We start from the raw sequence: 21,004 nt of genomic DNA on the forward strand, positions 1-21,004 counted from the left end.
TTCAGGCTGCCTGCAAACCCAAGCAGCCTGAAAAACCACACCCGCGGCTTTCAGGCTGCCTTTTCAGGCTGCCTGAAGCGGTGCCTGTGCTATATTTGCGCCCTTTGCCGACACCTGCCGCCGCCCGCTATGAAGCCGACTTTGCCCGCCGTTTTGATTGTCGATTTGGAAGTTGATCCGCGCACCGACACCGTATTCAAAATTGGTGCCTACCGCCCCGATTTGGAGCAGGGGTTTGAACGCACTACCGGCAGCCTGAAAAGTTTTCAGGCTGCTTTGGCAGAACTGGCGCCGCTGGCACAGGGCGCCCACTGGCTGATGGGGCACAATATTCTCGAACACGATTTGCGCTATCTGCGCGATGCTGCGCCCGCCGCGCCGTGGCTGGCGCTGCCGGTTATCGACACGCTGCGCCTGTCGCCCTTGGCCTTTCCGCAGAATCCCTACCACCGTCTGATTAAAAACCACAAAATCATTTCTTCGGCCAAAAACTCCCCCGAAGCCGACTGCCGCGCCTGCTGGCAGCTTTTTCAGGACCAATGCACGGCTTTTGGCAAGATGCTTGCGGCGCGGCCGGACGAATTTGCCGTCTATTGCCGCCTGTTTGGCGCGCTGCCCTACCGGCAGGACGGCGAAATCGTCATTCCCGATGCCTGCGGCCGGCCGGAGCAGGCGGCAGAGCGCGACATCCCCCGCCTGATTCAGGATATTTGGGCGATGGTGCAGGACGATGCCGGGCAGGGGCTGAAAGCCTGCAAAACCCGTTTCAAAAAGCTGATGGCAGAAGACATCCACCGCCCCGAACTTTATATACCGCTGGCCTACGCGCTCTCCTGGCTGAGTGTCTCCGGCGGCAATTCGGTGCTGGCGCCGTGGGTGCGCCACCAGTTTCCTGATACCGCGCGGCTGATTGCCGAATTTCGCGACCACGATTGCGGCGACAGCGAATGCCGCTACTGCCGCGACATCCTTAACCCGAAAATTCAATTGGATCATTATTTCGGCCTGCCTGCCTTTCGCGAAGTGAAGGGCATAGACGGCGGACAGGAAGCCATTGTGCGGGCGGGCATGCAGGGGCAGCATGTGCTGGCGGTGCTGCCCACCGGCGGCGGAAAATCGCTGTGCTACCAGCTTCCCGCCGTCAACCGCTATTACCGCAATGGCGGGCTGACGATCGTGGTTTCGCCCTTGCAGTCGCTGATGAAAGACCAGGCCGACGGCATGGCGCGGCGCAATATTTCGGGTGCGGCCATGCTCAACGGCATGCTGCCGGTTACCGTGCGCGCCGATGTTTTGGACAAAGTGGCTTTGGGCGATATCGGTATTTTGTTTGTTGCGCCCGAGCAGTTTCGCAACAGCAGCTTTATCCAGGCCATCGCCCACCGCCAGATCAACGGCTGGGTGTTCGACGAAGCGCATTGTTTGTCCAAATGGGGGCACGATTTCCGTCCCGATTATCTGTATGCCGCCAAATTCATCGCCAAGCGCAAAGAAAAAACCGGCGAGCTGGCGCCGGTGAGCTGTTTTACCGCCACCGCCAAACCCGATGTGCTGCAGGACATTACCGAGCATTTTCGCAAAGAGCTGGGCATTGAGTTTAAGCAGTTTATCGGCGGCAACGAGCGCGACAACCTGTTTTACGAAGTGCTCGAAGCAAGCGACGATTCCAAACGCCAGCATATCGACCGCCTGCTGCACCGCGAACTCGACCATCAGGCGGGCGGCGCGGTGGTATTTGTGTCGCGGCGCAAAAGCGCGGAGCAATACGCCGAATGGCTCAAACAGCAGGGCTGGGCGTGCGAGTACTTCCATGCCGGGCTGCTCACCCACCTTAAAACCGAAATCCAAGACAATTTTCTCAACGACCGCCTGCGCGTGATTGTCGCCACCAATGCTTTCGGCATGGGGGTGGACAAAGAGAATGTGCGGCTGGTGGTGCACGCCGAAATCACCGGTTCGCTGGAAAACTACCTGCAGGAAGCGGGGCGGGCGGGGCGCGATCAGCAGGATGCCAAATGTGTGCTGCTGTTTGACCGCGACGATGTGGATGTGCAGTTTCGCATCAACCGCTCATCGCAAATCGAGCCGCGCGATTTGAAGTCGGTATGGAGCAAGCTCAAGCTGCTGGACAAGGCCAATGCCGGCAAAAGCAGCGACGACGATTTGGTGGTCAGCGGCGGCGAAATCCTGCGCGATACCGAGAGTTATATGAGTTTTGACAGCGACGACCGCCAGGCCGACACCAAAGTCAAAACCGCGCTGGCATGGCTGGAGCGCGCCGGCATGCTCGAGCGCAGCGAAAACCAAACCCGCATTTTCCCGGCGCGTTCAGGCAGCCTGAATCTCGAGCAGGCGCTGGCCAAAATCGAAAAAGCCGATCTGCCGCAGCGCAAGCGCGAACTCTACCGCACCATCGCCGAAATCGTTTTCGATGCATCCGACGACGAGCCTTTGAGTACCGACGAGCTGGGCAAGGCCACCGCCTGCAGTTTCACCGAATTGCGCGGCCACCTGAAAGCGCTGGAAGAATTGGGCGTATTGACCAACGACACCAAAATGACCGTCAACCTGCGCACCGACGCCGCCCGCTCGTCGCTCAAGCGCCTGCAGGAAGTGATCGCCCAAGAAGAAAAGCTCTGGCAGATTCTCAAAAACGAAATCCCCGCCGCCGATACCGGCCGTCCGCAGAATTTTTCTCTAAGCGAAACCTGCCACAAAATGCACGAAGCCGGCTTCGAGCAACTGCTTCCGGCCGACATCAAGCTGATGATGGAATCGCTGGCCTACGACAAAGCGGCGGCAGACGCCCTAAGCAGCGGCAGTTTCGATATCCGCAATGCGGGCAACAATATTCTCAGGGTGCGTTTCAAAAACAACCGCGATTCTTGGGAAACCCTGCAGGAAAATGCCGCGCTGCGCCGCCGGATATGTTTGTGCGTGCTGCCTTTTCTCGCCGCCAAAACCGATTTGCGCGCTAAAGACGTGGTGGTTGAAACCAGCATGGGCGAGTTGGTGCGCTGCATCGGCAGCGATCTGGAGCTATCCGGTTCGATACCCGAATCCCGCCGCGAAGTCCTGATCAAGCAGGCGCTGCTGTTTATGCACAAACTTTCGGTGTTCAAACTCAACCACGGCATGAGCATCCTGCGCCATGCCATGACCATCCGCCTGGACAAAACGGCGCTGGAGCAAAAGCGGCAGTATCTGAAAGAAGACTACCGTCCGCTGGAAGTGTTTTACGGCGAAAAGCGCTTCCAAATCCATGTGATGCAGGAATACGCCCTGCGCGCGCTGAAAAGCATCGAAAGCGGCTTGGAGCTGGTGCGCGACTATTTCCAGACCCGTGAAGACCAGTTCAAAAACAAATGGTTCAAAGGCCGCTTCAACGAATTGAAAGAGCCGGTTTCGCAGGAAACCTACAAACGGATTACCGAAGGGCTCAACGAGCCGCAAAAAGCCGTCGTTACCGACCAGAGCGACCGCAACCGCCTGGTTTTGGCCGGCCCGGGTTCGGGCAAAACGCGGGTAATCGTCCACCGCGTTGCCTATCTGCTCAAAGTCTGCCATGCCGATCCGGCTTCGATTATTGTGTTGGCCTACAACCGCCTGGCCGCGCAGGAAATCAAGCGCCGCCTGTTTGCGCTCACCGGCAGCATTGCCGCCGCGGTTACCGTGCTCACTTACGACGCGATGGCGATGCGGCTGCTAGGCGTGCGTTTTGACAACAAAAAACCGAGAAACACGCAGGAAAAAGACAGCGATCGTTTCAAGCAATGGTGTCTTCAGGCTGCCGAGCTGCTGGAAAGCGGCGCGGGTGCCGACAGCGAAGACAATAATGCGCGTGACCGCATCATGGCCGGCTTTCGCTATATTCTGGTGGACGAATACCAAGACATCAGCGAAGAGCACTACCGCCTGGTATCGGCGCTGGCCGGCCGCTCTGCCGGCGAAGACGACAAACTGACGATTCTGGCGGTGGGCGACGACGACCAGAACATCTACTCCTTCCGCCAAACCAGCAACCGCTACATCCGCTGCTTCCAGCAGGATTACGGCGTGGAAACTTTCGACTATCTGACCTTCAACTACCGCAGCACCCGGCATATCGTCAATGCCGCCAACCGCCTGATCCAAAGCATGCCCGAGCGCCTGAAAGCGCTGCATCCGATTATTGTCGATCCCGAGCGGCGCGCCCAGAACGCCGGCGGCAAATGGGCGCAGCTAGACCCCGATCGGCAGGGGCGCGTGCGCATTATCAGGCTGCCGCGTACCGGCAATCTGAAAGCGGCCGCCAATATCCAGGCGCAGGCGCTTATGGCGGAAATCGAAAGGCTGCGGCGTTTGGACGGATTCCGTTACCAAGATGTCGCCGTGCTGGCGCGCGAACACAAAATACTCCAGCCGGTGCGAGCCTGGTGCCGGCAAAACGGCATTCCCCATTTTCTGCCCCGAGACGACGGCGGCATTCCCTTAAGATGCAGCCGCGAATTTGTCCGCCTGCTCGACGATTTGGAAAAAGCAGGCGAAACCGTTGCGCCCGAGCGCTTTGTCGAAATCATCCGCAGCCGCAGCGAAGCGGCGTCGTGGCAGAAACTGTTTGCCGCAATGGCCGAAGACTTCGAGCACGAATATCCCGCTTCAGGCAGCCTGAAAGACGATCGCCCCGGTTTTGCCCAGGCCTTTTTGCGCAACTGGCTTTACGAATACGTCGGCAATGACAGCGACGGCCACAACGAAGGTTTGTTTGTCGGCACCGCCCATGCGGCCAAAGGATTGGAGTTCAAACACGTTTTCGTGTTGGACGGCGGCTGGCGCAGCGAAGAAGAAAGCGAGCAGCGCCTGTATTACGTTGCCATGACCCGCGCCATCGAAACCCTGACGCTGCTGCAGGGCACGCCGCGTCATCTGTGGATAGAAAAATTGGCAAATAGTGAAGTTGAAACCGTGGCGCAAGACTTTTCGCCGCTGCCGGAATTGGATATCGAATACCGCGTGCTGTCGGTGTTCGGCAGCAAATTGGATAAGGGTGGCGAATTGGATATCGGCTTTACCGTGCGCGACGAAACGGAAGCCGGCCGCGGCAAACCGCAGCTGGCGAATATTAAAGAAGTATTGCGGCAGGTCAGCAGCCTGAAAACCGGCGACGAGCTGGACATCCGTCTGCGCGGCAAAAATTACCAGTTTTGCAGCGGCAACTTTGCGGTGGCGCAGCTGGCTCGGAACATCCGTATTCCCGAATTGGCCGATCCCGCGCTGAACGGCCGCATCCGCGCCTTTGTCGAGGGCTTTTGCGTTTATTACCCGCCTGAAGACGAAGCACGCGATGCCAGGATTCCCAAAGAGCTGGACAAATGGGTGGTGGTCATCCCCCGTTTGGAAATTCCGCCGAAAACGCCGTAAGCCCCAACCATCCGCATAAAAAGCAGCCTGAAAGCACGAAAAACGCTTTCAGGCTGCTTTTTGCGTGATTTTGTTAAGCGTTCGGTGCATTTGCCTACATATCCTGCCGCTATGTAAATTATTTTCAACGAGTCGGGAATTTGAAGCAGATTCATTTAGAATCGGCCGGCATTTTGTGAACTTGTACCGATACGGAGGCACAATATGGAATATCAGCAAAGCGGACAGCCGGCGGCTTTCGGGCAGCCTGAAGATTTGGAAGTGCGCGGCGAAAGCCGTGCCGGCGATCAAACGGAAACGGCGCACGGCGATGCTTTCAGGCAGCCTGAAAGCGATATCCCGCCGGAAATGCAGAAGCAGCTTGAAAACGGTTTAACGCTTGATAAAAGCGCCAAAAAGCAGCCTGAAAACGCCGAAACTGCTGAAACCGGCAGTAGCGAAAAGCAGCCTGAAAAGAAAGCCGGGCGCAAAAAGGAGAAAAAGAAAGGCAAGGCCGGAAAGAATGCGGCATCTGCCGATCAGATCGGCACCAATAAGGGCGTGGAAACCATGTTCCGCAATGCCGTGCGCTCGGAGATGGAACTGCTGGCGCTGGCGGCTACTAAAGCCAATATTATGATTTCGCTCAACGGTTTTATCGTTTCGGCGCTGATGATTTCCGGTGCGTTTATCTTTTCTTCCTCGCCTGAATTTCTGATTCCGGCCAGCACTTTTATGGTTACCGCTGCGGCGTCTATTGTTTTTGCGCTGCTGTCGGCCTCACCCGAGCGCATCGGCCGCCTGCAGGCTTTTCGCGAGTGGATCAAAGACCTGTTCCGCCGCAAAGCAGGGCTCTCTGACTTTAAAGAGCGGGTGTGGAAAACGGAAAACAACCGCTTTTTCGGCGACGAAGCCAATGTTTTGATTTATGAAGACCGCGTCAAGCTGCCGCGTGAAGAGCATTGGCAGAAAATCCAAGGCATTATGAACGACCGCGAGCAGGTCTATCGGAAAATGAGCGACCATCTCTACTGGCTCGGCCTGTTGGCGGACAAGCAGTTTAAATACATCAATTTATCCTACGCCGTGTTCCGCTGGGGGCTGCTGGCTTCGCTGGCGGCCTTTATCGGCGTCAAAGCCGTGCCCTCGCTTGCTACGCCGCAGCAAAACAATTTGGCCGAACTGCGCACCATGGGCATCAATATGTTTAACGGCGTGTACGAGCCTTCCGCCGCCCAGCAGCTTCCCGACGGGCGCATTATGATTGCCGAAGACGAACCCAACCACGCTTTCAGCATCATCAGCATCGACGCCAACGGCCATTTTGTCGAAGACGAAGCGCTCGATACCCGCATCATCAAAGGCTTCAAGCGCAAACTCAACGACCTTGAAGCCATGACCCGCGACGACGAAGGCTTTGTCTACGCCATGACTTCCCATTCGCGCAACCGCAAAGGCCAGCGCTCGCCCGACCGCGAACACCTGATGCGCTTCAAAGTGCAGGGCAGCGACATCGTCGGCCTCACCAGCTACGACGGCCTGAGTGAAGCGCTGGAAAAAGACAAAGAGCTGCACGATCTGATCCGCGAAGCGGTTGGAGACGAAGCCGATGTGGTGTTCGACGAAATCAATATCGAAGGCCTGGCCTACGATCCGGTTAAAAAACGGCTGGTGCTGGGCTTTCGCGATCCCGAGTTCAACAATATGGCTTTGATAGCTTTCATCAGCAACCCCAAAGAAATGATGGAGAAAAACGCCAAACCGGTGTTTGACGAAGTGGCGATACTCGACATTGACGGCGGCGGTATCCGCTCGCTCAATTACGACCCCGTGCTCAAAGCCTACATCATTGCCAACGAAGTCAAAGGCGATACCGGCGAGAAATCTTCGACCCTGTGGAAATGGAGCGGCAATCCCAAAGACGAGCCGAAGAAAATCAACCTGCCCAATCTGCACCACATGACCAATGTCGAAGCCGTCGATTCCGTCAATATCAACGGCCAGCAGCGCCTGCTTTTGATGGCCGACGAGGGCGATGCCAAGAAAAACATGACCGCCAAATACATGCTGGTCGATTACAACCAAATCGGCCGCGATTAAGGCAGCCTGAAAAACATGCCCGATACGCAGACGTATCGGGCATGGTTTTGATTCAAAGCAGCCTGAAAAAAACAGCCTGAAAGCGCGAAAACGGCTTTCAGGCTGCTTTTTATCGTATCGGGCTGATGCGGCGGTTTTACAAACAAGGCAGCTCGGCGGCGAGCATGGCTTTGATGTTTTCGCGGTGGCGGATCAGGCGGGCTTGGCCGTTTTCGATTAGCACTTCGGCGGCGCGGGGGCGGGTGTTGTAGTTGCTGGCCATGCTCGAAGCGTAGGCGCCGGCGCTGTGGATCAGCAGCAGATCGCCTTCGGTGGCGGCGATGGTGCGCTCTTTGGCGAAAAAGTCGCTGCTCTCGCACACGGGGCCGACGATGTCGGCAGTGATTTCAGGCTGCCCGCGGCGGGTGAGGGTTTCGATGCGGTGGTAGGCCTGGTACAGGGCGGGGCGCATTAAATCGTTCATGGCGGCATCGACAATCAGGAAGTTTTTGCCGTGGTGGCGCTTGTGATATTCGACGCGGGTGAGCAGCACGCCGGCGTTGCCGCACAGGCTGCGGCCGGGTTCGAGCAGCAGTTTCAGGCTGCGGCTGGAGAGCAGGCGGGAGACGGTTTGGGCGTAGGCGGTTAAGTCAGGTTCGCGCTCGCTGTTTTCGTCGTACACGATGCCGATGCCGCCGCCTAGGTCGATGTGTTCGAGGCGGATGCCGGCGGCTTCGAGACGGTCGGCCAGCTCGAGAATGCGCGCGCAGGCTTCTTCGAGCGGGCTTAAGTCCAGCAGCTGCGAGCCGATGTGGCAGTCGATGCCGACCACGCGCAGATGCGGCCGCGAGGCGGCGTAGCGGTAGGCTTCTTCGGCCTGGTCGATGGCGATGCCGAATTTGTTGTCGCGCAGGCCGGTGGAGATGTAGGGGTGGGTTTGGGCATTGATGTTGGGGTTGATGCGCAGCGATACCGGCGCGATGTGGCCGCTGATGGCGGCGATGGCTTCGATGCGGTCGATTTCGGGCAGGCTTTCGATGTTGAAGCATTTGATGCCGGCTTCGAGGGCGTCGCGGATTTCGTCGCGGCTTTTGCCGACGCCGGAGAACACGGTTTTGGCGGGGTCGCCGCCGGCAGCAATCACACGCGCCAGCTCGCCGCCGGAAACGATGTCGAAGCCGCAGCCAAGCTGGGCAAAATGGCGCAGGATGCTGAGGTTGCTGTTGGCTTTGACGGCGTAGCAGATCAGCGGGTCAAGACCGGCGAAGGCTTGGCGGTAGCGTTCGTGGGCGCGGGTGAGTTCGTCAGCGTTGTAAACATAAAGCGGGGTGCCGAAGCGCTCGGCAAGGGCTTCGTAGGGGATTTGGTCGGAGGTTTGGCTCATGGTTGATTCTCTGAGTGTGGGGCGGGTTCGGAAGCGGTTTTTTCAGGCTGCTTGATGGCAGGGCGTTTTTTGAATTCGGGTTTGCTCAGGCCGGTTTGCACCGGGCCGAATTTGTTTTTGTCGCCTTCGCGCGGCAGGTAAAGGTCGCCTTTATAGCCGCAGGCGGCAAGCAGCAGCGGCAGCATCAGGGACAAGGCAAGGGGTTTCATCGGTTTTCCTTTCGCAAGCGGGCGGACTGCGTTTTCAGGCTGCCTGAAATGTGGCAAGATGCGCGTCTTTTTTCCGCCCGCGGTCAAAAGCTCGCCATCTTAAAGCAAAACCCTGCGAACCACATCACGATTATGAACGAAACCGAATTTCTGCAACTTTCCGACAGCCTGTTTGCCCACATCCAAGACACAATCGACGAAGGCGGTTGGGATTTGGACTGCATGGGCAGCGGCAACGTGCTGACCATCGAAGCCGGCGACGGCACGCAGGTGGTGGTGAACCGCCACACGCCCAACCGCGAATTGTGGATTGCCGCCAAAAGCGGCGGCTATCATTTTGCCGAACAGGATGGCCGCTGGCTGGCCACCCGCGACGGCCGCGAGTTTTTCGAGGTTTTGAGCGAAGTGCTGGCCGCAACCGCCGGCGAAGACGTACGAATCAGCGCGCCAAACTAAAACCCAGGACGCCCGCCTGCCCCGCAGGCAGCCTGAAAACGCCGGCAGGGCTTTCAGGCTGCCTGCGTATGTATTTTGTCCGGCCTGCTGCCCTTGTGCCGCTACAGGCAGCTGAAAGGACAAAATGTCCAAATTAAAGTAAAAAATAAAAACGGCAAAAACAGCTATTGCTAATATTATCCAAAAAGTCTAAAATCCGTTTCCGTTTTACCCGAACCACCCCACGATAATAAAGTAGAAAATCATGGCACAAACCCTTTACGACAAACTCTGGAACAGCCACGTCGTCCGCGAAGAAGAAGACGGCACCGTGCTGCTCTACATTGACCGCCATCTGGTGCACGAAGTGACCAGCCCGCAAGCTTTTGAAGGCTTGAAAATGGCCGGGCGTAAGCTCTGGCGCATTGACAGCGTAGTCTCCACCGCCGACCACAACACCCCCACCGGCGATTGGGACAAAGGCATCCAAGACCCGATTTCCAAGCTGCAAGTGGACACTTTGGACAAAAACATCAAAGAATTCGGCGCGCTGGCGTATTTCCCGTTTATGGACAAAGGCCAGGGCATTGTGCACGTGATGGGCCCCGAGCAGGGCGCGACGCTGCCGGGGATGACTGTTGTTTGCGGCGATTCGCACACCAGCACCCACGGCGCATTCGGCGCATTGGCACACGGTATCGGCACATCCGAAGTCGAACACACCATGGCCACCCAGTGCATCACCGCCAAAAAGTCCAAATCCATGCTGATTGAAGTGCAAGGCAGCCTGAAAGCGAACGTTACCGCCAAAGACATCGCCCTCTACATCATCGGCCAAATCGGCACCGCCGGCGGCACCGGCTACGCCATCGAGTTTGGCGGCGAAGCCATCCGCAGCCTGTCGATGGAAGGCCGCATGACCCTGTGCAATATGGCCATCGAAGCGGGCGCACGCTCGGGCATGGTGGCGGTGGACCAAACCACCATCGACTATGTGCACGGCAAACCCTTCGCGCCCAAAGGCGAAGCGTGGGACAAAGCCGTCGAATACTGGCGCACGCTGGTATCCGACGAAGGCGCCAAGTTCGACCAAACCTACACCTTCCGCGCCGAAGACATCGAGCCGCAGGTAACTTGGGGCACCTCGCCCGAAATGGTGCTCGACATCAGCGGCAAAGTGCCCAACCCCGCCGACGAAGCCGACCCCGTCAAACGCAGCGGCATGGAGCGCGCCCTCGAATACATGGGCTTGGAAGCGGGCACGCCGCTGGCGGACATTCCGGTGGACATCGTGTTTATCGGCTCGTGCACCAACAGCCGCATCGAAGATTTGCGCGAAGCCGCCGCCGTCGCCAAAGGCCGCAAAAAGGCTGATAACGTGCAGCGCGTGTTAATCGTGCCCGGCTCGGGTTTGGTCAAACGCCAGGCCGAAGCGGAAGGCCTGGACAAAATCTTTACCGACGCCGGTTTTGAATGGCGCGAACCGGGCTGCTCGATGTGTTTGGCGATGAACGCCGACCGCCTCACCCCCGGCCAGCGCTGCGCGTCCACTTCCAACCGCAACTTTGAAGGCCGCCAGGGCAACGGCGGACGCACGCATCTGGTCAGCCCGGCAATGGCGGCGGCAGCGGCGGTAACCGGCCGCTTTACCGACGTGCGCACGATGGTGTGATGGCAATCCGATAAGGCAGCCTGAAAGGCGTTTGGGCGCAGCCTTCGGCTTTCAGGCTGCCTAAAATGTAAAACTTCGGTTAAAAAACCGTTAATCTCGTTTAAAAAAGGAAAAAACCTTATGCACAATCCCGTTGGCTGGTTCGGCATTCACGCGCAGGATATGGCGCGCGCCAAAACTTTTTATGAAAACGTATTCGGCTTGCCGCTGCAGGAAATCGCCGGCGGCCGTTTTTATCTCTTTGGCACCGACTGGCAGCACTACGGCGTCAGCGGCATGATCTGGCAGGATGAAGGCGCCAATCCCGCGGCCTACGGCGGTTCCACGCTGTTTTTCACCTGCGAAGACTGCACGGCGGCAGCCGAAACCGCGGTGGCGCACGGCGGCAAACTGCTGCAGGAAAAATTCCCGATTGCCAACGGTTTTGCCGCCTTTGTCGAAGACAGCGAAGGCAACCGCATCGGCCTGTATTCGCAGAAGTAAATACCGTGTAAAGGCCGCCGCGCGGCAGAAAGTGCCGCCTTGCGCGCCGTCTGTTTGCCGATATAATCAAAAACACATGGTTCGCCATGTGTCTGTATCGACAACATCAAATAAGGAACGATTATGAAAAAAGTATTCGCATTGGCACTTTTCAGTTTGGGTTTGGCCGCCTGCTCCAGCACCTGGCACGGCGCGAAGGAAGACACCGCGCGTAACGTCGAGCGCACCGGCGAAGGTCTGGAAAAAGGCTGGGACAAAACCAAAGAAGCGGTACGCAAAGGCGGCAACGCCGTCGGCCGTGGCCTATCGAACGTAGGCGAGAAAATCGAAGACGCCACCGAGTAAAACCGCCTGTCAGGCAGCCTGAAAGCCGTTTTCAGGCTGCCTGAAGCGTAAAATCCATACAGACACAGGAACCACCATGAAATCTTTTACCCGCATCCACGCCATCGTTGCCCCGCTTGATCGCGCCAACGTCGATACCGATGCCATCATTCCCAAGCAGTTTCTCAAATCCATCAAACGAAGCGGCTTTGGTCCCAACGCCTTTGACGAATGGCGCTATCTCGATCACGGCGAGCCGGGCATGGATAACAGCCGCCGTCCGCTCAACCCCGATTTTTCGCTCAACCAGCCGCGCTATCAGGGCGCGCAAATCCTGCTCACGCGCAAAAACTTCGGCTGCGGCTCATCACGCGAACACGCGCCGTGGGCGCTGGACGACTACGGTTTTCGCGCCGTGATCGCCCCCAGCTTCGCCGATATCTTCTTCAACAACTGCTACAAAAACGGCCTGTTGCCCATTGTTTTGAGCGAAGAAGCCGTTGATCAGTTATTCAAAGAAACCGAAGCTAGCGAAGGCTACCGCCTTGATATCGATTTGGAAAAACAAACCGTTACCACGCCCTCCGGCCAGTCTTTCTCTTTCGACATCACCGAACACCGCAAGCATTGCCTGCTCAACGGCCTGGACGAAATCGGCCTGACCCTGCAGCACGCCGACGAAATCAAAGCCTTTGAAGCGCAACGCCGCCAAAGCCAGCCCTGGCTGTTTCACGGCTGATAGCAGATAAACGGCACAATACGGTTTCAGGCTGCCTGAAACCGTATTTTTATATTTGAAAGCATGTTGATTGGAATAATAATCCAATTGTTCGTTTTAAAGTTTGTGAAAATTGCTTTTAAATATTTTTAAAACCTATTTCATGCGATTTAATGCTAAAAATCTTCGCTTAAATTGGTATTTCTGCCCGGGTGCGCCATTGCTGCGGCGGAAATGTTAGACTTAACGCTTCCTTACACACAACGAACCAATATGCTATCCAAACAATCCTTACTCAGCCTGTCTCTGGGCGAAGCCTTTACCGTGATGGCGGTGCAGATTGCCGTGATGGGCGTCGGCATCATCGCTTTGGGCTGGGTGCCGCATCTGGCGATTCTGCTTTCCATTGTGCTGCTGCTGCTTTACGGCCGCGCGCGCGGCGTGATGTGGCAGCCGATGTCCAAACGCATGGCCGCTTCGGTGGAGCAGGGCATGGGCGCGGTGTATCTGTTTTTCTTTATCGGCCTGCTGGTATCGGCGCTGATGATGAGCGGCGCGATTCCCACGCTGATGTATTACGGCTTCAACCTGATTTCGCCGCAGTATTTTTATCTGTCGGCCTTTTTGCTGTGCTCGCTGGTGGGCGTGGCCATCGGCAGCAGTCTGACCACCTGCGCCACCGTCGGCGTGGCCTTTATGGGCATGGGCGAAGCCTTCGGCGCGTCGGCTGCGGTAGCGGCGGGGGCGGTGGTTTCCGGCGCCTTTTTCGGCGACAAAATGTCGCCGCTCTCCGATACCACCACCATCGCCGCGGCCACCGTGGGCGTTGATTTGTTCGAGCACATCAAAAACATGGGCTACACCACCATTCCGGCGATGCTGCTTTCGGCCGCTGCCTTTACCTTTCTGGTGCCCGGCCTGCATTCGGGCAGCCTTGATCAGGTACTGCGCCTGCAGCAGCATCTGGCGCAAAGCGGGCTGGTGCATTTGTGGTCGCTGTTGCCCTTTGCGCTCTTGGTGCTGATGGCGATGCGCAAGATTGATGCCGTGGCAACCATGATTGCCGTTGTTTTGCTGTCCGTCGGCCTGACTTATGTTTATTCCGCGCCGTCGCTTGAGCAGTTGGGCGGCTGGTTTTTCTCCGGCTTCACGATTGACGGCATTCCCGAAGACATCGCCAAACTGGTATCACGTGGCGGCTTGGAAAGCATGTTTTTCACCCAAACCGTGGTGATACTGGCATTAAGCCTGGGCGGGCTGCTGTTTGCCTTGGGCGTGGTGCCGGCACTGCTGGCCGCCATGCAGCGCTTTCTTATCAGCGCCGGCCGCGCCACCTTTACCGTCGCCCTGACCGGCGTCGGCGTGAACGTGCTGATTGGCGAGCAGTATCTGAGCCTGCTGCTGGCCGGCGAAACCTTCAAACCCATCTACCGCAAACTCGGCCTGCACCCGCGCAACCTGTCGCGCACGCTGGAAGACGCCGGCACGGTAATCAACCCGCTGGTGCCCTGGAGCGTGTGCGGCGTGTTTATCGCCAAAGTGCTGAACGTGCCGGTGCTCGCTTATCTGCCGTTCGCCTTTTTCTGCTATCTGAGCCTGCTACTGACCCTGCTGTTCGGCTTCACCGGCGTAACCCTGAGCAAACAAGATGCGCCCGAACACAGCGCCTGATTGATTGCGGCAAAGCGCCCAAAAGCAGCCTGAAAGGTTTTTCAGGCTGCTTTTTTTGGTTTTACCGCAGGCGGTGATGGGCGTTCCGTATATCTTGGTGCGGACAAAGCCAAAGGCAGCCTGAAAGCCGGATTTTGGCTTTCAGGCTGCCTTTTGTATGAACTTTCAGGCTGCTTAGCGTTTCTCAAACACCAAATCCCACACGCCGTGTCCCAGCCGTTTGCCGCGCGCTTCAAATTTGGTTTCGGGGCGGTAAGACGGGGTAGGCGCGTAGTCGGCGGCGGTGTTTTGCAGTTCGGCAAAGCTGCTCAAGACTTCCAGCATCTGCTCGGCGTATTCCTGCCAGTCGGTGGCCAGGTGGATGTAGCCGCCGCTTTTGAGTTTGGGCAGCAGCTTGGCAACAAACGGGGCTTGGATCAGGCGGCGTTTGTTGTGGCGTTTTTTGTGCCAGGGGTCGGGGAAGAAGATGTGGATGCCGTCCAAGCTGCTCTCGCCGAGCATGGATTCGACGACTTCCACAGCATCGTGGCGCATCACGCGGATGTTGGTGATTTGGTTTTCGGCGATGAGTTTGAGCAGGTTGCCGACGCCCGGGCCGTGGACGTCGATGGCGAGAAAGTCTTTTTCCGGCAGTCTTTGGGCGATTTCGGCGGTGGCGGTGCCCATACCGAAGCCGATTTCCAGGACTTTCGGATTATCACGGCCGAAAGCGGCGTTCAGATCGACGGGGGCAGCCTGAAAATCCAGGCCGAACTGCGGCCAGTTTTCGTCGATAGCGCGCTGCTGGGCGGCGGTCATATGGCCCTGGCGCAGGACGAAGGATTTGATGCCGCGCCGTTGTCCGCTGTCGGCAGCGTTATCGGGCTGTTGGGGGATGTCGGTCATGGTGTGGTTTTCCGTGGTTTGGGTTTTCAGGCTGCTTGGGGTGGTTTAAAACAGGCAGCCTGAAAAGTATGGCGCAAGGCTTTTCAGGCTGCCTGAAAAGGCTGAATCAATAGCCCACGCCCTGGCTTCGGGCGATTTCCAGCCCTTTTTCGCGGCTGAGATAAACGGGGTTTTCCGGCAGGCTGCGCAGGATAACGTCGCCGTGCTGAAACAGCGCCAATTCGTCGCAGGCGAGCTGGTGCCAGTGTTCGTTGGCGGTTAGCGGCAGGGTGGCGATAACGGCGACGCGGTCGTCAGGGGTCGTCACTTGGGAAAAGTCGATGGCCAGATCGTCGTCCACCAGCTGCGCTTGGCCGAAGGGGGCTTTGCGCACGATGTAAAACAAAAGCGTGCTGGCGTGGGCGAACATCATTTCGCCGTTGGACATAATGAAATTGAACATGCCGTGTGCGCGGATTTCTTCGGTCAGCTCGCGCACGGCATCAAAGAGCACGTCGGTGGCGGGTTTGGTGTTAAAACGGTTGCGCAGCGATTCGAGAATGTGGCAGAAGGCGCGCTCGGAATCGGTGTTGCCGACGGTTTGGTAAAACTTGCCGGCGGGCGGGTTGAAGGATTTCAGGTTGCCGTTGTGGGCAAACAGCCAGTATTCGCCCCACAGCTCGCGCTGGAAGGGGTGGGTGTTTTCCAGCGTGGTGTGGCCCTGGGTGGCTTTGCGGATGTGGGCGACGACGTTGGTGGATTTGATGCGGTAGCTGTTGACCAGATCGGCCACGGGGGAGTGGGCACAGGGTTTGTCGTCGAGAAACAGGCGCAGGCCTTTGCCTTCGAAAAAGCCGATGCCGAAGCCGTCGGTGTGGCGGTCGGTCAGGCCGCCGCGCATGCGGAAGCCTTCGAACGAGAATGCGATGTCGGTGGGCACGTTGCAGTTCATGCCCAGAAGTTGGCACATGATGAATCCTTGGAAGTGGTCGGTTTTTTCAGGCTGCCTGAAAGATTAGGCCGGGCTGGATAAAAGGCAGCCTGAAAACGTAAAACGCGGTGCTTTCAGGCTGCCCAATCTTATCACAGCCGGCCGGCGCTACTGGATGGTGGCGCGGCTGAGTGCGGCGTCGCCGAACAGGTTTTGTACTTCTTCTTCGTCGAAAGTGTATTTTTCGTTGCAAAAATCGCAGCCTACGGTGATGCTGCCTTCTTCGGCCACTACGTCGCCGACTTCTTTGGCACCCAGAAGCAGCAGCATATCGCTCACTTTGGCGCGCGAGCAGCTGCAGGCAAATTCCATATTTTCTTCGGGGAAAACGCGCGGCGGGGTTTCGTGAAACAGGCGGTACAGCAGGTTTTGTCCATCCAGCTCAAGCAGTTCTTTGGCAGTGGCGGTTTGCGCCAGCGTATCCAGATGCTGCCAATCGGCGTTATCTTGCCCGCTGTCGTGGCCGGGCAGGCGCTGCAGCAGCAGGCCGGCGGCGTTGTTGTCGTCGGCGGCGAGCACAAAGCGGCTGTTGAGCTGCTCGGAGCGCAGCATATAGCTGTCGAGCATGGCGGCGATGCTGCCGCCTTCGAGCGGCACCATGCCCTGCCAGGTTTCGCCGTTTTCAGGCTGCAGGGTAATGACGAACACGCCGCCGCTGCCCAGCAGTTCGGCCAGGCCGGCGTCGTTGGCGATGGCGGCGTCTTCGTCCCAGCGGGCGGTGGCGCGGCAGGTGCGGCCGTAGGTGGCTTCGACCACCAGCATTTTCAGCACGCCCTGACCCTGCACCTGCAGAATCAGCGTGCCGGCTTCTTTCAGATTGCCCGAGAGCAGGGCGCCGGCGGCCAAGAGTTCGCCCAGCGCGCGGCGGATGGCGGCCGGATAGTGCTTGCGCCCGACAATGTGCTGCCAAACGCTGTCGAGCCGGACATGGGCGCCGCGCACCGGCATATTGTCGAAAATAAAACGGGTTCGGATGTCGTTTTCGGGAGTGTGCATGATGGTTCCAATGTGTGCAGAGCCGGCGATATGGGTTTGGGCAGCCTGAAAATCAAGCCGTCGGCAGCGGCAAATGCGCCGCGATAAAAAACGCCCGCCGTAAAAGGCGGGCGGCGGCGTGTTGCGGCTTACTGGCCGGCGTCGGGCGCGGTTTCCACCTGCTGCATGGCCGGACGGGTGGATGCTTTGGGCACATCGTGCTGCAGGCTGACGGCACGGGCGGGAACGATGGTGGAAATGGCGTGTTTGTAAACCATCTGGGTAACGGAAGTGTTGCGCAGCAGCACAACGTATTGGTCGAAAGATTCAACCTGGCCTTGTAGTTTGATGCCGTTTACCAGATAGATGGACACCGGAACGTGTTCGCGGCGCAGGGCATTCAGGAAAGGGTCTTGCAGTAATTGGCCTTTGGCTGTCATGTTGGGACTCCGATTATTGTTATGATGCGTTAAAAAAGGCGCGAACGCCTGAAAAACAGGGCGATTGTATCGTGGAATGCTCTTAAAGGACAATAAAAGTATTTACTATTTTGAAATGAAATAGGATTTTAATTAAATCTTTCCTATTTGTTTTTCCGCAAATCCGCGAATGTTCCGCAAAACTAACTTATCAGCTGGATGATTGGTTTGATAATTTTCCCTTTTCGGATATAGGTGTTTGTCATCTGTTCCGACGAATGTCCCAGTTGTTCTTTAGCAGCATTACGGTCGGCGGCAAGGTATAGGTCTGTGCCGCTCTTTGCACGCAGATCGCGGAACTGAAATGCTTCCAGCTCTTCACTCATTTCGGGGTACTGGGCAATCAGCTTTCTGCGCAATGCGAGAAAGTTTTTTGCCAGCAAACTCCTTGTCAGTGCACCGCCGCGTGCGTTGCGGAACAAGTTGCCTTGTGTTTCGGGCGGGCAGATGCGGTCAAAGATGGTTTTCAGGCTGCCTGAAATCTCAAACCGCAGCTTCTTTCCCGTTTTCTGTTGTGTAATGTGCAGGATGCCGTCCACGATTTGGCTGCTGTTGATGCCGACAATATCCACCGGTCGCTGCCCAGTCAGATAGGCAATATCCATCAAGTCGCGCATCTGCTGGTCTGCATGTTGGTAAACCATCCGGAAAATCCGGTCTTCGACATAGTGGTCGCGGCGGCTCTTGGGAAACCGTTTCACGCCTGATGCCGGATTGGCTGCCGAGGTATAACCTATGTTGCGAGCGTGGTTGAAGATGGTTACAAACAGCCCGATTTCGATATTTGCCGCCGCAGGGCTGTCTTTTCGCCAATCGAGATACTGGCGGATGTGCTGCGGTTGAATTTGGTCTAGCGGCGCGTCCGGATTGCCAAAAAAGCAGATCAGGTTTTTCAGCAGCAGGCGGCTGTTTCTCTGCGTATTATCTGCCCGATGCACCAACACGTCAGCGGTATAGCGCGCAGCCGCAGCGGTAAACGTTGCGGCTGCCGCTGCCTGACTGCCCTCTTGCTCCAGCCGGCCCCACTCCTGCACCGCCAGTACATAATCCGTGCCCAGCGGATATTCTTTACGACGGCCGTTTTCATCGCGGCCGTCGTAAAAGTAATAAGTAACCACCGTTCCGTTTTTGCGGGTGCGTTTGCGCGCCCGCATTCCCTTCGGCAGATTGAGATTGACTGTAGGGCGTCGGCCCATGCTGCTATCCTTTCATAATCGCCGGCCGCCATTGTGCTTGCGGTTTGGCTGTCGGCTGTTTCTTGTTTTTAAACCCTTCCACCGTACTGCGGCAGACAACCGGCCTGCCGCTGGCCGAGGGCGTAAACGCAATACCGATGCGCCGCAGGTGCTCGCGCTGTTTGGCCGGCTGCTTGTAGCCGGTCAGCTGGCAGACTTCATTTTCAGTCAGAAAAAACGGTTCCGTATCCATGTTTTGCTTCTCCGGTTATGGTGCATATGGCGGTTGGGGAAGCGGCTGCCAGTGGGTTACTCCGTCAATAATTTTTCCGCCCATCTCCCAGCGGCAAAAGAGTTTGTCGTAATCTGCGACGAAAACATTGCCTAACTTTGTAGAGACTATATTGCGGCCATAATATTTAGGCCGACTGTCCTTGGCATTTTTTATCCAGCCGCCTTGTTCGGCGCGGGCAAGCCATGCGGAAAATAATTGATGATCGGCTGTGCTTTTGTATTGGAGCTCGCCTTCGATATCTACCAAGACGGACGGTTCTTCTCCCGCCCATCTGCGATACCATGCTTCAAACGCGGTGCGCTCTTGTTCGATTTGTTCCGGTGTCATTTCCCTGTCCTTTTTTCTCTAAAAAAATCTTGAATCCTTTTCCCTATCCAACGCATCACCGGCACGGCCATGCTGTTGCCGATGGCTTTGTAGCGCAGGCTGTCCGGACAGTCGGCGGCAGATTTGCTGCGCCACGGGATTTGCGTGTGCCCGGCCGGGAAGCCTTGCAGGCGTTCGCACTCTACCGGCATCAGGCGGCGCACCTGCAGGCCGTCGGATACGGCGTGGCGGTCGGTGGTGGTTAGGGTGTAGGCAATACCGGTATCGGACACACCCAGCCCGTTGCCGCCGCCGGTTGGCGCTTTGTTGATGGTGCTGCCGTCGATGCAGACGACATTGGTGTTGCCGCTGTGCTGGCAGTCCAATGTAAACGCCTTGTCGGAGGTGCAGGGGTCTTGCCGCCCGTGTACGACGATTAGGTCGGTGGCATCTTTGTGGTCGCGGGCTTTGACGGTGCTGGCGGTGTTGTCTTGGATGTAGTCGCCGAAGCCACGCATACGGCAGGCAAGCAGGGTCTCGCTGCCGCCCTGCACGGCGCCGCCACTGGCCCTTACCGTGCCGCAGACGGCGGATTGTTTGTAGGTTCCAAAGCTGCCCTCAATAAAGGCGTCAGGGTTTTGCCCCGCCTCTGCGCCCGTTGCAGGATGCCCTGCTTGGCTTTGTCGCTCAAAAAGTATTTCGGCGGGGTCGATGTTTCCAGCACCTGCCACAAGGAAGACGCGGCGGCGGCGCTGGGGGACTCCGAAAAATTGGGCATCGAGGACGCGCCAGGCGATTTCTCGGGTTGGGCCAAGCACAGCACCCGCGTTCGTCCATTTTTTCCCTGCCGGCTCAAGCGGTAGGCTTTCTCCGGCCAGCCCGCCCAAAAAACAGCCGAAGGCGTTGTCTTTGGTGTTGAGCACGCCCGGCACGTTTTCCCAGACGAGGATGCAGGGCGGCTGCCCGTTTCGGGCGCGAATAAAGTCAATTGCATCTAAAATCCTAATCAAGACTAAGGTTAAATTGCCGCGCTCGTCGTCCAGGCTGCCGCGCAACCCGGCAACAGAAAAGGCCTGGCAGGGCGTGCCGCCGACAAGGATGTCTGGCGCTTCAACCGCGCCGGAGAGGATTTTGCCGACGAGCAGGGTCATGTCGCCGTGGTTGGGGACGTGCGGCCAATGGTGTTTTAAAACGGCAGAGGGGAAGGGCTCGATTTCGGCAAACCATGCGGGCTGCCAGCCGAGCGGCTCCCACGCCACGGATGCGGCTTCGATGCCGCTGCACAGGCTGCCGTAGCGCATTTCAGGCATCCTTTTCCTGTGTCCCGGTGTTTTCTTTATCCATCTGCATTGCCATATCGATAGCGTCGCGCAGACTGTGCAGGTTGCACGCTGCGCATTCGGCGGGAAGTTGGACGTTGCCGATGCGGTTGTCGCGGGCGGCCAGCCAGTCCAGCCGCACGGTGTCGGGATGGGGGATGAGCGTAACGTGCTTTCCCGAGCATCTGTAAAGGCTGCCGTCTTCTGTGGCTAGGGTACAGGAGGACAAATACCCACGAAGATAAA

General features: G+C 57.5%; 18 protein-coding genes and 1 pseudogene. 8 read left to right on the top strand and 11 right to left on the bottom strand.

All coding sequences use genetic code 11. From position 1 onward, the window contains the following. The first annotated feature begins 129 nt into the window (after positions 1 to 129). Together MB824_RS02970 and MB824_RS02975 are read left to right on the top strand one after the other, a co-directional pair. Positions 130 to 5,400, top strand: a complete 5,271-nt coding sequence (locus MB824_RS02970; protein WP_238745822.1) for a RecQ family ATP-dependent DNA helicase — start codon at positions 130 to 132, stop codon at positions 5,398 to 5,400. Between the two features lie 348 nt (positions 5,401 to 5,748). Next, the gene (locus MB824_RS02975; protein WP_407659221.1) at positions 5,749 to 7,479 is read left to right on the top strand and encodes a Pycsar system effector family protein; all 1,731 of its coding nucleotides are present in this window, start codon (positions 5,749 to 5,751) and stop codon (positions 7,477 to 7,479) included. Positions 7,480 to 7,615: 136 nt separating this feature from the next. Here MB824_RS02975 and lysA read toward each other — a convergent pair whose 3' ends face one another. Both lysA and lptM read right to left on the bottom strand, forming a co-directional pair. Then, on the bottom strand, positions 7,616 to 8,842 hold the full coding sequence (gene lysA, locus MB824_RS02980; RefSeq protein ID WP_238745825.1) for a diaminopimelate decarboxylase: 1,227 nt from the start codon (positions 8,840 to 8,842) through the stop codon (positions 7,616 to 7,618). Further along, positions 8,839 to 9,051 (bottom strand): LPS translocon maturation chaperone LptM, encoded by a 213-nt coding sequence (gene lptM, locus MB824_RS02985; RefSeq protein ID WP_238745826.1) that lies wholly within the window; start codon positions 9,049 to 9,051, stop codon positions 8,839 to 8,841. The genes lysA and lptM overlap by 4 nt, the downstream gene beginning before the upstream one ends. 129 nt (positions 9,052 to 9,180) lie before the next feature. On the opposite strand from lptM, the gene cyaY reads away from it, so the two are divergent. From cyaY to nhaC, 6 genes are all read left to right on the top strand, one after another. Next, on the top strand, positions 9,181 to 9,507 hold the full coding sequence (gene cyaY, locus MB824_RS02990; RefSeq protein WP_238745945.1) for an iron donor protein CyaY: 327 nt from the start codon (positions 9,181 to 9,183) through the stop codon (positions 9,505 to 9,507). A gap of 241 nt (positions 9,508 to 9,748) precedes the next feature. Then, the gene (gene leuC / locus MB824_RS02995) at positions 9,749 to 11,158 is read left to right on the top strand and encodes a 3-isopropylmalate dehydratase large subunit (protein ID WP_238745947.1); all 1,410 of its coding nucleotides are present in this window, start codon (positions 9,749 to 9,751) and stop codon (positions 11,156 to 11,158) included. Positions 11,159 to 11,278: 120 nt separating this feature from the next. After that, a complete protein-coding gene (locus MB824_RS03000; protein WP_238745827.1) occupies positions 11,279 to 11,641 on the top strand; it encodes a VOC family protein in 363 nt (120 codons plus the stop codon). Between the two features lie 123 nt (positions 11,642 to 11,764). Then, the gene (locus MB824_RS03005) at positions 11,765 to 11,986 is read left to right on the top strand and encodes a hypothetical protein (RefSeq protein WP_238745828.1); all 222 of its coding nucleotides are present in this window, start codon (positions 11,765 to 11,767) and stop codon (positions 11,984 to 11,986) included. Positions 11,987 to 12,062: 76 nt separating this feature from the next. Beyond that, on the top strand, positions 12,063 to 12,704 hold the full coding sequence (gene leuD / locus MB824_RS03010) for a 3-isopropylmalate dehydratase small subunit (RefSeq protein ID WP_238745830.1): 642 nt from the start codon (positions 12,063 to 12,065) through the stop codon (positions 12,702 to 12,704). Positions 12,705 to 12,956: 252 nt separating this feature from the next. After that, entirely contained in the window at positions 12,957 to 14,354 is a 1,398-nt protein-coding gene (gene nhaC, locus MB824_RS03015; RefSeq protein WP_238745832.1) for a Na+/H+ antiporter NhaC, read from the top strand. Between the two features lie 174 nt (positions 14,355 to 14,528). On the opposite strand, the gene trmB is transcribed toward nhaC, so the two are convergent. The 9 genes and pseudogenes from trmB to MB824_RS03060 all read right to left on the bottom strand — a co-directional run. Continuing rightward, positions 14,529 to 15,239, bottom strand: coding sequence for a tRNA (guanosine(46)-N7)-methyltransferase TrmB (trmB, locus tag MB824_RS03020; RefSeq protein WP_238745834.1), 711 nt, complete (start codon positions 15,237 to 15,239; stop codon positions 14,529 to 14,531). A 106-nt stretch (positions 15,240 to 15,345) separates the two neighbouring features. Then, positions 15,346 to 16,188: a class II glutamine amidotransferase gene (locus MB824_RS03025; RefSeq protein ID WP_238745836.1), complete on the bottom strand. Its 843-nt coding sequence runs from the start codon at positions 16,186 to 16,188 to the stop codon at positions 15,346 to 15,348. Positions 16,189 to 16,317: 129 nt separating this feature from the next. Then, positions 16,318 to 17,205, bottom strand: a complete 888-nt coding sequence (gene hslO / locus MB824_RS03030; protein WP_238745839.1) for an Hsp33 family molecular chaperone HslO — start codon at positions 17,203 to 17,205, stop codon at positions 16,318 to 16,320. A 128-nt stretch (positions 17,206 to 17,333) separates the two neighbouring features. Next, positions 17,334 to 17,624 (bottom strand): RNA chaperone Hfq, encoded by a 291-nt coding sequence (gene hfq, locus MB824_RS03035; protein ID WP_238745841.1) that lies wholly within the window; start codon positions 17,622 to 17,624, stop codon positions 17,334 to 17,336. Between the two features lie 182 nt (positions 17,625 to 17,806). Continuing rightward, on the bottom strand, positions 17,807 to 18,859 hold the full coding sequence (locus tag MB824_RS03040; protein WP_238745843.1) for a tyrosine-type recombinase/integrase: 1,053 nt from the start codon (positions 18,857 to 18,859) through the stop codon (positions 17,807 to 17,809). A 4-nt stretch (positions 18,860 to 18,863) separates the two neighbouring features. Further along, positions 18,864 to 19,091 carry a DUF4224 domain-containing protein gene (locus MB824_RS03045; protein ID WP_238745845.1) on the bottom strand — a complete coding sequence of 76 codons (228 nt, stop codon included), beginning with the start codon at positions 19,089 to 19,091 and terminating at the stop codon, positions 18,864 to 18,866. 15 nt (positions 19,092 to 19,106) lie between these two features. Next, complete coding sequence (locus tag MB824_RS03050) at positions 19,107 to 19,460, bottom strand: DUF551 domain-containing protein (protein ID WP_238745846.1); 354 nt, start codon at positions 19,458 to 19,460, stop codon at positions 19,107 to 19,109. Next, positions 19,457 to 20,749 carry a DNA cytosine methyltransferase gene (locus MB824_RS03055; protein WP_238745847.1) on the bottom strand — a complete coding sequence of 431 codons (1,293 nt, stop codon included), beginning with the start codon at positions 20,747 to 20,749 and terminating at the stop codon, positions 19,457 to 19,459. The genes MB824_RS03050 and MB824_RS03055 overlap by 4 nt, the downstream gene beginning before the upstream one ends. Continuing rightward, positions 20,742 to 21,004 (bottom strand): annotated as a pseudogene (locus MB824_RS03060) (hypothetical protein); the annotation flags it as partial. The pseudogene MB824_RS03060 and the gene MB824_RS03055, both read right to left, overlap by 8 nt.

The organism is Kingella pumchi, from assembly GCF_022288825.1.
Lineage (GTDB): Bacteria > Pseudomonadota > Gammaproteobacteria > Burkholderiales > Neisseriaceae > Kingella_D > Kingella_D pumchi.